The 13,605-nt window shown below is 50.3% G+C and carries 12 protein-coding genes; 3 read left to right on the top strand and 9 right to left on the bottom strand.

The features are described 5' to 3' along the window. Positions 1–120 precede the first annotated feature (120 nt). From bioD to bioB, 5 genes are all read right to left on the bottom strand, one after another. Positions 121–831: a dethiobiotin synthase gene (bioD, locus tag H4O21_RS03120; RefSeq protein WP_182807390.1), complete on the bottom strand. Its 711-nt coding sequence runs from the start codon at positions 829–831 to the stop codon at positions 121–123. Between the two features lie 2 nt (positions 832–833). After that, positions 834–1,718: a malonyl-ACP O-methyltransferase BioC gene (gene bioC / locus H4O21_RS03115; protein ID WP_182807389.1), complete on the bottom strand. Its 885-nt coding sequence runs from the start codon at positions 1,716–1,718 to the stop codon at positions 834–836. After that, entirely contained in the window at positions 1,715–2,509 is a 795-nt protein-coding gene (locus H4O21_RS03110) for an alpha/beta fold hydrolase (protein ID WP_182807388.1), read from the bottom strand. Before H4O21_RS03110 ends, bioC begins: the two co-directional genes overlap by 4 nt. Further along, positions 2,509–3,690, bottom strand: a complete 1,182-nt coding sequence (gene bioF, locus H4O21_RS03105) for an 8-amino-7-oxononanoate synthase (RefSeq protein ID WP_182807387.1) — start codon at positions 3,688–3,690, stop codon at positions 2,509–2,511. Before bioF ends, H4O21_RS03110 begins: the two co-directional genes overlap by 1 nt. Positions 3,691–3,790: 100 nt before the next feature. Next, a complete protein-coding gene (gene bioB / locus H4O21_RS03100) occupies positions 3,791–4,891 on the bottom strand; it encodes a biotin synthase BioB (protein ID WP_182807386.1) in 1,101 nt (366 codons plus the stop codon). Positions 4,892–5,200: 309 nt separating this feature from the next. On the opposite strand from bioB, the gene H4O21_RS03095 reads away from it, so the two are divergent. From H4O21_RS03095 to mltC, 3 genes are all read left to right on the top strand, one after another. After that, positions 5,201–5,992: a ComF family protein gene (locus H4O21_RS03095; RefSeq protein ID WP_182807385.1), complete on the top strand. Its 792-nt coding sequence runs from the start codon at positions 5,201–5,203 to the stop codon at positions 5,990–5,992. A gap of 42 nt (positions 5,993–6,034) precedes the next feature. Then, positions 6,035–7,036: a serine/threonine protein kinase gene (locus tag H4O21_RS03090; RefSeq protein ID WP_182807384.1), complete on the top strand. Its 1,002-nt coding sequence runs from the start codon at positions 6,035–6,037 to the stop codon at positions 7,034–7,036. 83 nt (positions 7,037–7,119) lie between these two features. Then, positions 7,120–8,679: a membrane-bound lytic murein transglycosylase MltC gene (mltC, locus tag H4O21_RS03085; RefSeq protein WP_182807383.1), complete on the top strand. Its 1,560-nt coding sequence runs from the start codon at positions 7,120–7,122 to the stop codon at positions 8,677–8,679. Positions 8,680–8,799: 120 nt separating this feature from the next. Here the strand turns inward: mltC and der are convergent, their stop codons facing one another. The 4 genes from der to hisS all read right to left on the bottom strand — a co-directional run bounded on the left by der (position 8,800) and on the right by hisS (position 13,598). Next, positions 8,800–10,227: a ribosome biogenesis GTPase Der gene (gene der / locus H4O21_RS03080; protein ID WP_182807382.1), complete on the bottom strand. Its 1,428-nt coding sequence runs from the start codon at positions 10,225–10,227 to the stop codon at positions 8,800–8,802. 127 nt (positions 10,228–10,354) lie between these two features. After that, complete coding sequence (gene bamB, locus H4O21_RS03075; RefSeq protein ID WP_182807381.1) at positions 10,355–11,500, bottom strand: outer membrane protein assembly factor BamB; 1,146 nt, start codon at positions 11,498–11,500, stop codon at positions 10,355–10,357. Further along, positions 11,500–12,147, bottom strand: coding sequence for a YfgM family protein (locus H4O21_RS03070; protein ID WP_182807380.1), 648 nt, complete (start codon positions 12,145–12,147; stop codon positions 11,500–11,502). The genes bamB and H4O21_RS03070 overlap by 1 nt, the downstream gene beginning before the upstream one ends. A gap of 173 nt (positions 12,148–12,320) precedes the next feature. Then, a complete protein-coding gene (hisS, locus tag H4O21_RS03065) occupies positions 12,321–13,598 on the bottom strand; it encodes a histidine--tRNA ligase (protein WP_255487113.1) in 1,278 nt (425 codons plus the stop codon). Positions 13,599–13,605: the final 7 nt, after the last annotated feature.

The following is a 13,605-nucleotide window of genomic DNA, read 5'->3' as shown; positions in this document are numbered from 1 at the left end:
TTCACCACTTCCGCAGCACGGAGGCGTATTATATAGAAGCTAAAGCTTTCGTCAATAGTATGCTACCAATAGCGATAAAATAATATAACGAAGCCTCGAATCAACTCTGTGCAGCCTCTTCTATACAGTGCCCTTTTTATCCAGCAGATGATGAACCGCCGCTTCCGGGAAGTAATCTGCCGCCTGCTGCCAATCAGAGCCTTCTATATAAGGAACCTCCGCCAGTAGCGGAGCTGGAAGCATCTGGTGCAATGTAGCCAGATTTTCTTTATAACGGTTCATCTCAGGATCAATCTGATTAGCCACCCAACCAGCCAGCTCCAGGCCATCTCGCTGGATCGCCTCTGCAGTCAACAGGGCATGGCTTATACATCCCAGCTTCATACCTACCACCAGAATAACGGGCTGTTTCAGGCTTACAGCATAGTCAGCCAGAGTTTCACGAGGCCCCAGAGGCACCTTCCAGCCACCGGCACCTTCAATCAATAACAGATCGACTTTAGCCATCATCAGACCACGGGCAAAGCCATTCAGACGGGATACCGATAACCCCTGCCCTTTTTCTGCTGCTGCAATATGAGGAGCAATCGGTGGCTCCAGAGCAATAGGGTTTACCAGTTCATAATCCAGCTCTTCCGACATTGCCGCCATCAGTGTCGTAGCATCTGAGTTACGCAAACCCTCTTCTGTTTGCTCACAACCCGCCGCTACCGGTTTATGCGCCAGGGTGCTATATCCCAGTTGCCCGGCTTTATGCAGCAAGGTGGCACTGACAAAAGTTTTCCCGGCATCTGTATCAGTACCGGTAATAAAATAGGTTTTCTTAGCCATACTTAATCCTGCACGTCGTTCTGAGTGGTTTCATTTTTTGTCAGTGTCAGCAATACAACCTGGTAACTCACAGGCAGCCCTAGCTCTGTCCGGTACTGCTCATAAGCCTGCTTTAAGCCGATAATCGCTTTACGACCGGTCAGGCGGTTATCTCCCTGCACATGATGGGCACCAATCCCTTTAATGGAATCGGTCACGCCTCTCAGATCCGGATAATACAGGGTTTCAGTATATTCATCACAAGCCGATAGGGATAAACCAGCAGTAGTAATCGCCCGAGTCAACTCTTCCAGCGGCAAAAACTGATTAACATGCTGTCCATGATCAACCTGAGCCCAGCTCTGCTCCAGCTCATACAGCGTACCAGGCAATAACGTTGCGATACAGGCTTGCCCCTGGACGGCCAGACAACGCGCTATACCATTAAACAGGGCCTGATAATCGGTGCACCACTGGATCGCCAGACTGGAAAAAATCAGATCCAGGCTACCGGGTTCCATCGGCAGGGCTTCAGCATCAGCACATACCCAGTCAATGGCATCGTTCTGTCCTTGCTGAGCCGCATACTCCAGCATACCCGGTGCCAGATCCAGTCCATGTACTTGCTTCGCCTGACAGTGATCCCGTAAACGCCGGGTCCAGTAACCTGTACCACAACCGATATCCAGCACCCGTTCTGCGGGTGGACAAAGAGCCAGTAAGCGACCAGCAATACGCTTCTGGGCTTCTGCCAGCTGATCATACTGGCTGGCTGCCGAACTGAAAGCCCTGGCCACTCTTTGTTTATCAATAGGTTTATCAGTCAGCTTATCCGCGTGCGCGCCTGAACGATGATTCACCGAGGATACCGTCTGATGATCAGATGCAGCAGTTAAAGACGGAGTCATGAGGCCACCTTCAGAATATTCAGCAGCTGCTCTGCCAGTCGCTCGGTCTCAGTCAGCATGGGCAGGTGGCCACAGTCTGGTAAAACCTCAACCTGTCCTGGCAGATATTCAGCCACCTGAACCGGAACCAGAGGATCATGTTCTCCCAGTAACCAGTGCAAACGGCCACTATGCCGTTCGGCAACCCTTGTCAGATCCAGTTCCGCCAGCCAGGTTAATCCCGCTGCCAGAGTAATGTTATCAGCGGGCATATCTTTACCGAGCAGAGTGGTAAACGCTCTTTTACATGCTCGCAGATCGGCTTCCCCCTGCATCTGCAGGCTATGGAAGCGTTTCAGCGTTTTTTCCGGTTGCAGATCAAACCCCTGTCGAAACTGCCCCAGTACATCAGCATCCAGCGCATGTGGCCAGTGTTCCCTCTGTGCAAAGCAGGCATTACTGCCCAGCATAATCAGCTCACCGGTATGAGTCTGCTCTGATGAGGTTCGACTCAGGTAATCTGCCAACCAGAGCGCCAGGTTACCACCCAGAGACCAGCCCAGCCAGTGGGCGTTCCGAGGTAACTCCGGCAGCATAGCATCCGCCAGTTGCTGCAGGCTGTCTGCAGTTTCAAGCGCTTCAGGCCCGGTATCCTCCTGGCCACTGAGATAACCGGGCCAGGGCAGAGTCATCACCTCCAGCTCAGGGCAACGCCGATGCAGAGCCTCAACCAGAGGCTGCCATATTGCCGGTGTTGCACCCCAGCCATGCAACAGAACCAGAGGTTTTTCGGTATAAGATAAATCAGACATTATAACGCTACCTCGGGTATACCTCTTTGCTGCGCTATCTGCTGCAGCGCTGTCAGTAAACGCTCCAGCTGGGCTTCCGTATGACTGGCACTGAACGTAACTCGCAGACGCGCTGTGCCTTTAGGCACCGTCGGTGGACGTATTGCTGTGACCAGAATTCCCTGAGTTTCCAGCGCCTGACTCCAGGCCAGGGTCTCTGCTTCACTGCCGATCAGCACAGGCTGAATTGGCGTCGGTGAGTCCATCAACACCAGCCCCATTGCCGCCACTTCGCTACGGAATGTCTGAATCAGTTTTTGCAGATGAGCTCTGCGTTCAGGCTCCTGCTGTACGATGTGTAAACTGGTACGTGTCGCTGCAGCCACCGCCGGAGGAATCGCCGTGGTATAGATATAAGGCCGGGCAAACTGAATCAGGGTTTCAATCAGTGTCTCACTGCCTGCAACAAAAGCACCACTGGTGCCAAAGGCTTTGCCCAGCGTTCCCATCAGGACCTGCACCTGATTCTGATCAAACCCGGCACACAGCCCTTGTCCTTTGTCACCCAGACAACCCAGACCATGGGCGTCATCCACCATCAGCCAGGCATCATGTTGCTGGCAGGTCTGCACCAGATCCGCCATAGGTGCACAATCACCATCCATACTGAACACCCCGTCAGTCACCACCAAACGGCGACGGCTCTGATCTTTGCTCAGGCGCTTATCCAGACTGGTAACATCATTGTGCAGATAACGCTGAAAACGCGCACCAGAGTTCAAGCCACCATCCAGTAAAGAGGCATGATTCAGCTTATCTTCAAACACCGCATCCTGATGATCCAGCAAGGCGTTAATCGTACCCAGATTCGCCATATACCCCGTAGAGAACAACAGTGCCCGGTCACGGCCTGTAAAGATGGCCAGCTCTTCTTCTAAGGCATGATGTTCTGCACTGTGGCCATTCACCAGATGCGAGGCACCACTGCCCACACCAAACTCTGTAGCTGCGGTACGAAAGCGTTCAATCACACGGGGATCATTGGCCAGCCCCAGATAATCATTACTGCAGAACGCCAGTACCGGTTTACCATCAATCAGGGTTTCCGGCTGTTGTGCCGCGTTCAGGGTACGACGAGAGCGATACAGGTGATCCTGCTTACGCTGTTCAAGAGTGTCTTTCAGGCTGTCAAAAGCAGACATGATTCAGAAATCCTGGCAGGAAAAAACATACAGCAGACGGCAAACGACCGGTAAGCCTGAGAGGCTGACCGGTCGTCGGAGTATCAGATCAGGCAGACGTTTACACCACCAGACCGCAAGGCTTACGCTCACGGCCATCATTAGCTGCCGGAGCGGCGGCATCATAGAACAAACTACCCGCTTCGTTTTCCTGAATCGCTTCTTTCAGCGCGGCTTCATGGACGGCATCATCAACTGGTACTTCACGACGCTCAGGGTGAATTCCCAGACGCTGGAACAGTTCACGGTCTTTGTTAGCCTGTGGGTTTGCGGTAGTCAGCAGACGCTCACCATAGAAGATCGAGTTAGCACCGGCGAAGAAGGTCATCGCCTGCATTTCATCACTCATCTCTTCACGGCCTGCCGACAGACGTACATGAGACTGAGGCATCATAATACGCGCAACCGCGATAGAGCGGACAAAATCCAGCGGGTCCAGATCTTCAACCTGATCCAGAGGCGTACCTTCCACCTTAACCAGCATATTGATCGGTACACTCTCAGGATGAGGGTTCAGGTTAGACAGCTGAATCATCATCTTAGCACGATCAGATTCCTGCTCCCCCATACCCAGAATACCGCCGGAACAGATTTTCATACCAGCGTCACGGACATGAGACAGCGTATCCAGACGATCCTGATAAGTACGGGTGGTAATGATCTTATCGTAGAACTCAGGAGAGGTATCCAGATTATGGTTGTAGTAGTCCAGACCGGCATCAGACAGCTGTTTTGCCTGATCTTCATCCAGCATACCCAGCGTCATACAGGTTTCCAGCCCCATGGCTTTTACACCTTTGACCATCTCCAGAACAACAGGCATCGTCTTCTTGTTAGGCGATTTCCAGGCAGCCCCCATGCAGAAACGGCTGGCGCCGGTTTCTTTAGCCGCTTTCGCCTGCTCCAGTACCTTACGTACTTCCATCAGCTGCTCTTTTTCCAGACCGGTATTGTAGTGGCCGGACTGAGGGCAGTATTTACAATCTTCAGGACAGGCACCGGTTTTAATCGACAGCAGGGTACTGACCTGGACCGCATTCGGATCAAAGTTCTCACGATGGATTGAGTGTGCTTTGAACAGAAGGTCGTTCAGAGGCAGATCAAACAAAGCCTGAACTTCGTCCAGAGTCCAGTCATGGCGGGGTGCCGTTGTTGCTGTCATGGTGTTACCTGTTTCTGTTATAAAATTTTCAGCTGGCTGAATAATAACCTGACCACCCAGGTTGTCAACCGGATAGTTAAAAACAGGTTTACCACATCTCATCATAGATTTTATGAGCTTATTATTTCAGCCTGTGCAGGATTTTTTGTCATATTATGAGAAATACAGCACCTTTCTCTGACCTGTTACCCCTTGAAAAACATACATAAAAACCACATCATTTGTAATGTTGCTGATAAAAAAAACATGATGCGATGCCATCATCATTATCGCAGCATATAAAAGGGATACAGAGATCAGGGAACAGATATGACGGAACAACCCGGGACCAAAAAAACCTTTCTGCATCAGATCACCCAGAAGGGCCATAAGGTGTTTAAACAAAAGCTCCTTTCCGGACGCTGTCTGGGATGTCTGGCACCTGTCAGTGGCGATTTACCTCTGTGTGATGATTGCAAAGAGGGGCTGGCACTGAATCACCATTCATGTTTGCAATGTGCTGAACCTATCAGCCTGTTGTCCGGCCAGTCACTGAGCCAGCAATGGCAATGCGGCCACTGCCAGAGAGATGCGCCGCCTTTCAGCCATACCGTATCCCCCTACCTGTACTCCTATCCTCTGGACCGCTTTGTTTCCCGCTTTAAACAGAACAGACAGATGATTTATGGCAGATTACTGGGCCGCCTGATGGCCGATCATCTGCATGAACACTACGCTGATAAACCCTGGCAACTGCCTGATCAGATTGTCGCTGTGCCAACTCACCGTAAGCGACGCTTCAAACGGGGCTTTAATCCTGCAGCACTACTGGCAGATGAAGTCGCACGGAAACTGAAGCGTCCTTTTAACCCGGAACTCTGCCAGAAAATAACAGATACCCCGGAGCAGCATACACTCAGCCGGAAAGAGAGGCTGAACAACCTTCATGGCAGTTTCAGAATAACCAGAAGGGTCCAGGATCAGAGGATTGCGCTGGTGGATGATGTCATGACGACAGGCGCAACAGCACGTGTAATTGCCAGTATGTTAAGAGATAATGGCGCTTCTGAAGTCTGTATCTGGACTCTGGCCAGAACACCTCAACCCGAATCCGATTTATAAGGTCTGGCTTCTTGCCAGCCCTGTAACTGAGCAAGAGACCTGATGAACACATCTGATACTTTTGATACTTCCCAGCCCTACTACCAGCTTAATCCGGACCGGGTTATGGATGCCATTGAGAAACTGGGCTTTTTCTGCGATGGCCGCATCATGGCTCTGAACAGTTATGAAAACCGGGTATATCAGGTCGGCATAGAAGATGAGCAGCCCATTATTGCCAAATTCTATCGCCCGGAACGCTGGAGTGATGAACAGATCGGAGAAGAGCATGAATTCACTCTGGAGCTGGCTGATGCGGGTATTCCTGCCATTGCACCTGTGGTAAAAGAAGGCGAAACACTGTTCCATGAAGAAGGCTTCCGGATCGCTCTGTTTGCCCGCCGGGGCGGCCACGCCCCTGAACTGGATAATAATGAGCATCTGTTTGAACTAGGCCGGTTTCTGGGCCATTTACACAGCGTGGGTGAGCTGAAAAAATTTCAGCACCGTCCAGCTCTGACCGTGCAGGACTATGGCCGTCATGCGCAGAACTGTGTGCTGGAATCCGGTTTACTTCAAGGGCTGGAAACCCGTTATGCCGATCTGACTAATGAGCTGTTAGCTGAAATAGACAAACGTTTACAGGAATTCGATAGTGAGACCATCCGGGTTCAGGGCGATTGTCATTGTGGCAATCTGCTCTGGCGGGATGGACAGCTGATGATGCTGGACTTTGATGATTGCCGCATGGCTCCGGCCATGCAGGATATCTGGATGCTGCTGAGCGGAGATCAACAGCAACAGAAACTGTGGCTGAATGAAATTGTTGAAGGTTATGAAGAGTTTCTCTCTTTCCCTGTCCGCCAGCTCCAGTTAATTGAACCCTTAAGAAGCCTGCGTATTATTTACTACAGCGGCTGGCTGTCTGAACGTAAAGACGACCCCGCGTTCCAGCAGGCTTTCTCTCATTTTGGCGGAGGAAACTGGTGGCAGGCCCATATCAGTAATCTGGAACAACAAATTCAGGCAATGTCTGCCCCATCCCTGACCCTGGGATATTATTGATGAACATCTGCCCCTTAATCCCCGATTTCCGGGGATTAAGTTTCTGTGATTAACAGCAGTTAAATACAATTCTGGCGATTTTTATGGATAAAGCAAAGCAACATATGACGCTTAACCGGTCTAAAAGCATAATTTCGTTGGCAATATCTGTCGCTCTTCTGACAGGCTGCGCCACAGGAGGGAATGGTAATAACGCCAGTCAGCCACCTGCTGATCCACCTGAAAGCCTGACGCCGTTACCTCCTCCTGGATACAGAGCACCGGATAGCAACAAACAGGATGTTGTTATTCAGCCTGTGGCTGCACCAGACAGCGCGCAACTTTTGCCTCAGGCATCGGATATCGAAGCTGAACCTTTGCCGATTGAGACAGTTGATTCCATTACTGCAGAGCTACAGGCACTGGACAGCAAAGCTCCAACTGCATCTGCTATTACAGAACCCGCTGTTCAGCCTGTGACTGAACCCGTCTCATTGCCGCCAGCAAGCCCCCCAGCCAACAGCAGTTATACAACGCCTGCCGCGTCTTCAGCGCCTGCAGCCAACAGCGCTGTTACTAAAGGTTCCGATTGGATCAGTATGTTCCCGAATATGGCTGAAGAATATCGGGAATTCCAGGAGGTCACCACTCAGCTGAAACAGGCCTGGCTGCGTTATAAACAGAAAGCTGATGAGCTGCACCGTAAAGCAGGCCAGATCTGGGGCGATGACAATGTTCAGGAATCGTCAAGGGATAAGTACGTTAAATATGGTGACGGCTATGGCAGTCGTGGTGAAGTTGACTTTGCACAGGGCAATATTCTGGTGGAAACAGCCGTTGAGTCTGGCCACCAGCAACGTCTGAAAGAGGCTATCGTGACAACCCTGCTGACACCGGATGATATGCGAGACCCTGAGCTTTTCTCAGATAAGCATGTAACCTGGTCTGGTCCTTCTGTTCTGTCCGGCCAGGTACGGGATCATGATGGTGTTCTGGTACAGTGGGAGTGGCGTGCAAAGCGTTATGCTGACTGGCTGGTTGCTAATAAACTGCAGCGCCTCTCATCCGGAGGTCGCACTATCTACCGGATTGAAATTCCGATGGAAGCAAACCATCAGCAGGTCCGGGGGCAGAAATATGAAAGCCTGGTACGTCAGGCCGCACAACGTTATAGTGTAGCTGAATCTCTGATTTACAGCATTATGGAAACAGAGAGCCACTTTAACCCTTATGCCACCAGCCATATCCCGGCGTATGGACTGATGCAGGTTGTGCCATCCACTGCAGGTAAAGATGTTTTTCAACGCATAAAAAAGAAAAGCGGCCAGCCAACCCGCAGCTACCTGTTTAACCCGGCCAACAATATTGATACCGGAGCAGCGTATCTGAGTATTCTGGATGATATCTATCTGAAAGATGTAACCCATCCGTTATCACGGGAATATTGCATTATTTCGGCCTACAACGGTGGTGCTGGTAATGTTTTAAAGACTTTCTCCCGTGACAGAAAACATGCGGTACAGGTCATCAACAGCCTGACACCTCAGCAGGTCTACCTGAAACTAAACCACAACCACCCCAGTGCAGAGTCCCGCCGTTATATAGAAAAGGTGGTCAAGGCTAAACAGAAATACGATGGTATCGCTGTCGCTCAGGCCAGATAAGACAGCTCTGTATCCGGGATACAAGAATACAGCCGCTCTGATGTAAAAAGCCCCGCATACCAAACGGTATGCGAGGCTTTTCTATATCGGAAGTGATCAGAGGAACAAAAACCGTCAGCATCAGTGACGACGTTTCTTACGATCAGTCCGGGAGTCTTTAGTCATTTTCAGCTGACGCTGTTTCGCTTTCTCACGATCATCTTTATCGGTCTGATCATAAGGATTATTACCGGAACGGAATTCAAACCGGATCGGCGTACCCTTAACTTTCAACACTTTGCGGAAAGTATTGGTCAGATAACGTTTGTAACTTTCTGGTAGCGCATCAGTCTGGTTACCATGTACAACAATAATTGGAGGGTTCTTTCCACCCTGGTGAGCATACCGCAATTTAATACGACGACCTCTGACAACCGGTGGCTGATGCTCCTGAACAGCATCTTCCAGAATGGTGGTCAGACGATTGGTCTGCCAGTGGCTCATCGCTGAATTGTAAGCCTTGTTAATAGACTTATAAATATGACCGACACCGGTACCATGCAGTGCAGATATAAAATGAACATCAGCATAGTTCACAAACCCCAGGCGACGATCAACATCTTCTTTAATTTTATCTTTTACATCGCCGTCCAGACCGTCCCACTTATTCACTGCAATAACCAGAGCACGGCCACTCTGTAATACAAAGTCCAGCAGATGCAGGTCCTGTTCCACAATACCGGTGCGGGCGTCAATAACCATCACAGCGACATTACATTCCCTGACTGCTTCCAGTGTCTTAATAATGGAAAACTTCTCGGCAATTTCCGTCACATTTTTGCGTCGACGGATACCTGCCGTATCAATCAGCGTGTATTCCTGCTCATCACGCTCAAAAGGAATAGCAATAGCATCCCTGGTGGTTCCGGGCTGGTCAAACACCACGACACGATCTTCACCCAGAATACGGTTAACCAGTGTGGATTTACCCACATTAGGACGACCAATGACACCAATACGAATGCCTTTGTTCTTCAGCTGCTCATGCTCAGCCATCGCCTCTTCATCATAGTCCGGGTAAGGCTCCAGAATATGCTGAATCATCACCGTGACATTACGGCCATGTGCGGCAGCAATAGCAATCGGCTCATTACTCATACCCAGTGCATAAAACTCGGCCATTGCTACATCCGGATCACGGCCATCGGTCTTATTCACAATCAGCCAGGCTTCTTTACCCTGCTGACGCAGATGCTGAGCAATCATCTCATCAGCAGCAGTCAGGCCAGCTTTGCCATCCACCATGAACAGGACAATATCTGCCTCTTCAATGGCCAGTAAAGACTGCTCTGCCATAACAAAATCGATGCCTTCTTCATCACCACTGATACCACCGGTATCAATCACAATGTAGGGCTTACCTCCCACCTTGCCTTCACCGTATTTCCGGTCACGGGTCAGGCCAGCAAAGTCAGCAACCAGCGCATCGCGGCTACGGGTCAATCGATTAAACAGCGTTGATTTACCCACATTCGGGCGGCCAACAAGGGCAATAACAGGAGGATTCATTGATATATCTTCATTAAGTTAACAAGCCCGGACGAAGTAAACTTCGACCGGGCTAAAATAATACATACCAGCAGATCGGATAAAACGCTTTACCCGCTGTGGATAACCTGGTTGTGAACACGCATGGTCATTGACGACTGATCGCAATCACCCGACCGCTGACAGCCACAACATACAGCTGATCACCCGAGATCAGCAATGGCTGTTCCACCCCGGAAGTATCGGCCTGAATACGCCCGATAATTTCACCGGTTTCAGAGTCAATCAGATGCACGTAACCTTCAAAATCAGCAACAGCGACAGTATCCTTCCACATCAAAGGTGCCGTCAGACGCCGCCCTTCAAGCGCATCCTGATTCCACAGAATACTGCCTGAACGGGCATCGACCGCAATTACACGACTACCTTCATCAACGTAGTGCAGATTACTACCACCTTCAACAGCCGGATAAAAGCTGGAATCTTTACGCTCCCAGATAGCACGACCGCTGCGTGGGTCCATCGCTACAACTCTGCCCTGGAAACTGGTACTCACCAACATACCATCCCGTGTAATCAATGGCTGCCCATCAACATCAATCAGGCGCTCAATATCTGTCCGGCCTTCAGAAGCAGCGACCCGAACATCCCACAACTTATTACCGTTGCGGTTATCCAGTGCTGTCATATGTCCGTTAGCAAAACCGGCAAATGTCACCCCAGGAATCACCCGCGGTGATGCCGTGCCATGCAGCGTCAGCAGAGGTTCTGTACTAACATAACTCCAGATTACACGTCCGGTATCCAGTTCAAGCGCATATACCCTTCCATCTCCGGTCTGAGCAATCAACTGGTTTCTGGCAGCATTAACCTGTGGTGCAGCCAGTACTTCTGAACTCAGTCGTGTACGCCATAAACGCTCACCACCCTGAGCAGAAACAGAGATCATCTCACCATTCTGGGTACCCATAAAGAGTTGTTCATTATGATAAGCCAGGCCAGAACTGATACCTTCCTCCAGCTCCGCTTCCCATAAAACATCACCATCATCCTTGCTCCATGCCATCAGGTTACCTTCATAACCTACGCCAAACAGGCGACTTTCATGGGCCACTAATGGCAGCTTATATCCCTGCTCATCCGTCCCCATACTGGCATAATCAGTCCATTCAACATCCATCTCGACCTGTTCATCAATATCTGTCAGGTCGCGAGGCGTATATTCAGGCTCTGGCAAACTGCCACAGCCTGCCAGAAAGCCTGTCAGTAACAGAGCCAGCCAGATCTTATTCATCAGGCACCACCCAAATCAGCCAGTTTCATTTCCAGAACCGGACGGCTGACTCCTTTATTGCTGAAAATTGTTCTGGCTTTGAGGTAAGCCTCTTTTGCTGCATCCTTGTCACCGGACTCAACCAGCAGATCACCTTTCAGCTCTTCCAGCTCACCGGAAAAAGCCTGAGCCTTAATCGTCTTAGCAAAAGATAGCGCTTCTGCTGTTTTATCCTGTTGCCACAGCAGCTGAGCCTGACGCAGACCGGCCGCTTCTTTCACTGACGGGTGAGTCGCGGTGGTCTGAACCGATTTAAGGACAGACAGAGCCTGGTCCAGTTCACCTTTCTGGAATAGCAACTTAGCCTCAAACAGGCCCGCATACTCTGCATACAGAGAGCCTTCGTAGTTTTTCTTCAGTTCAGAAGCCAGGTGTGTTGCAGTAGCACGCTGTTCATCATTCAGTTCTGGCTGATTCATCAGCTCAATTAACTGCTCATAAGAAGAAGATGCTGCTTCTGCCTTTGCCTGCTCCTGTTGCTGCCACCATTGCCAGCCCAGAATTCCGGCCAGGGTCAGAACAATAATGGCAATTGTCGACTTACCATTATCTGCCCACCATTTTTTGATCAGTTCAACCTGTTCTTCTTCGGTACGTAAATCGGACACAGAATTATCTCCTGTCTGTTATCGCAACAGCCGATTCCTTAACGGGCTGTTATAATTATTCAACAGAGGGCTGCCCTGTTACGGCACCGACCGGATGTTCCCGGACAAAATACACAGCCCCTGCAAGCTGAGTTACATCAGTGTCTGCCACTGATTGATTCAGTCAATCTGAATTAATTCAGTACCTTTTCCAGGTATGCCACGATATCGGACTGAGATACCGTTTCCTGCTCTCGGGCTTCACGCAGGAATTTTACTGCGACTTCACTGTTTGCCGCTTCATTTTCACCCATAATCAGTGCGATATCAGCGCCTGATTTGTCGGCTTTCTTGATCTGGTTCTTGAAGCTGCCACCACCACAGTGCATCTGCACTCGCAGATCTGTCTGCTCACGTAACACTTCGCCCAGCAGCAATCCATGACTGGCAACACCTTCGCCAACAGCAGCAATAAAGATCTGCGGCTTATTGGTAACCGACTCAGGAATAACATTCAGGGTTTCCAGCATCAGAATCAGACGCTCAACGCCCATAGCAAAACCGACTGCAGGTGTCGTGCGCCCGCCAAGCTGTTCAACCAGGCCATCATAACGCCCACCAGCACAGACAGTTCCCTGAGCACCCAGTTCCGTAGTCGTCCATTCAAATACCGTTTTGCAATAGTAATCCAGCCCCCGAACCAGTCTTGGGTTCAGTGTATAACTGATTCCTGCCGCATCCAGCATGGCGCACAGCTGCTCAAAATGTTCTTTCGATTCCTGATCAATGTAATCATCAAACACAGGAGCCCCATCCAACAGAGCTTGAGTATTCGGGTCTTTACTATCCAGAATTCGCATCGGGTTAGAGTCCAGACGACGCTGACTATCTTCATCCAGCTGATCCTTACGCTCAGCCAGGAAAGCAACCAGTGCCTCTTTATATTCTGCCCGCGCCTGAGATGAACCCAGAGAGTTCAGCTCCAGAGTCACCGCATCGTAAATGCCCAGCTCTTTCCACAAGCGGGCACTCAGGATAATCAGCTCGGCATCAATATCCGGTCCCGTCATACCAAAGGTTTCGACACCAATCTGATGGAACTGGCGATAACGGCCTTTCTGAGGGCGCTCGTGGCGGAACATAGGACCTGTGTACCACAAACGCTGAATCTGGTTATACAACAGGCCATGCTCTTCACAGGCACGTACACAGCTGGCAGTGCCTTCAGGACGTAATGTCAGGCTATCGCCATTACGATCCTCAAAGGTGTACATCTCTTTTTCAACAATATCTGTGACTTCACCAATCGAGCGCTTAAACAAAGCGGTTTGCTCTACGATAGGAGTACGTATTTCCTGATAGCAGTAACGCTTCAGCAGATTTGCCACGGTACCTTCCAGATACTGCCAGATGGCACTTTGTTCCGGCAGGATATCATTCATGCCGCGAATGGCCTGGATTTTCTTAGCCAAAATTGTA

It is taken from the genome of Oceanospirillum sediminis (assembly GCF_014164585.1).
GTDB classification, from domain to species: domain Bacteria; phylum Pseudomonadota; class Gammaproteobacteria; order Pseudomonadales; family Halomonadaceae; genus Oceanospirillum; species Oceanospirillum sediminis.
Note: the sequence above shows the minus strand (reverse complement) of the source record. Positions and strands in the feature narration are given on the sequence as shown.

Coding starts and splice junctions, on each gene's coding strand:
- bioD (WP_182807390.1), bottom strand. CDS start 831: ATGGCTAAGAAAACCTATTTTATTACCGGTACTGATACAGATGCCGGG.
- bioC (WP_182807389.1), bottom strand. CDS start 1,718: ATGACTCCGTCTTTAACTGCTGCATCTGATCATCAGACGGTATCCTCG.
- H4O21_RS03110 (WP_182807388.1), bottom strand. CDS start 2,509: ATGTCTGATTTATCTTATACCGAAAAACCTCTGGTTCTGTTGCATGGC.
- bioF (WP_182807387.1), bottom strand. CDS start 3,690: ATGTCTGCTTTTGACAGCCTGAAAGACACTCTTGAACAGCGTAAGCAG.
- bioB (WP_182807386.1), bottom strand. CDS start 4,891: ATGACAGCAACAACGGCACCCCGCCATGACTGGACTCTGGACGAAGTT.
- H4O21_RS03095 (WP_182807385.1), top strand. CDS start 5,201: ATGACGGAACAACCCGGGACCAAAAAAACCTTTCTGCATCAGATCACC.
- H4O21_RS03090 (WP_182807384.1), top strand. CDS start 6,035: ATGAACACATCTGATACTTTTGATACTTCCCAGCCCTACTACCAGCTT.
- mltC (WP_182807383.1), top strand. CDS start 7,120: ATGGATAAAGCAAAGCAACATATGACGCTTAACCGGTCTAAAAGCATA.
- der (WP_182807382.1), bottom strand. CDS start 10,227: ATGAATCCTCCTGTTATTGCCCTTGTTGGCCGCCCGAATGTGGGTAAA.
- bamB (WP_182807381.1), bottom strand. CDS start 11,500: ATGAATAAGATCTGGCTGGCTCTGTTACTGACAGGCTTTCTGGCAGGC.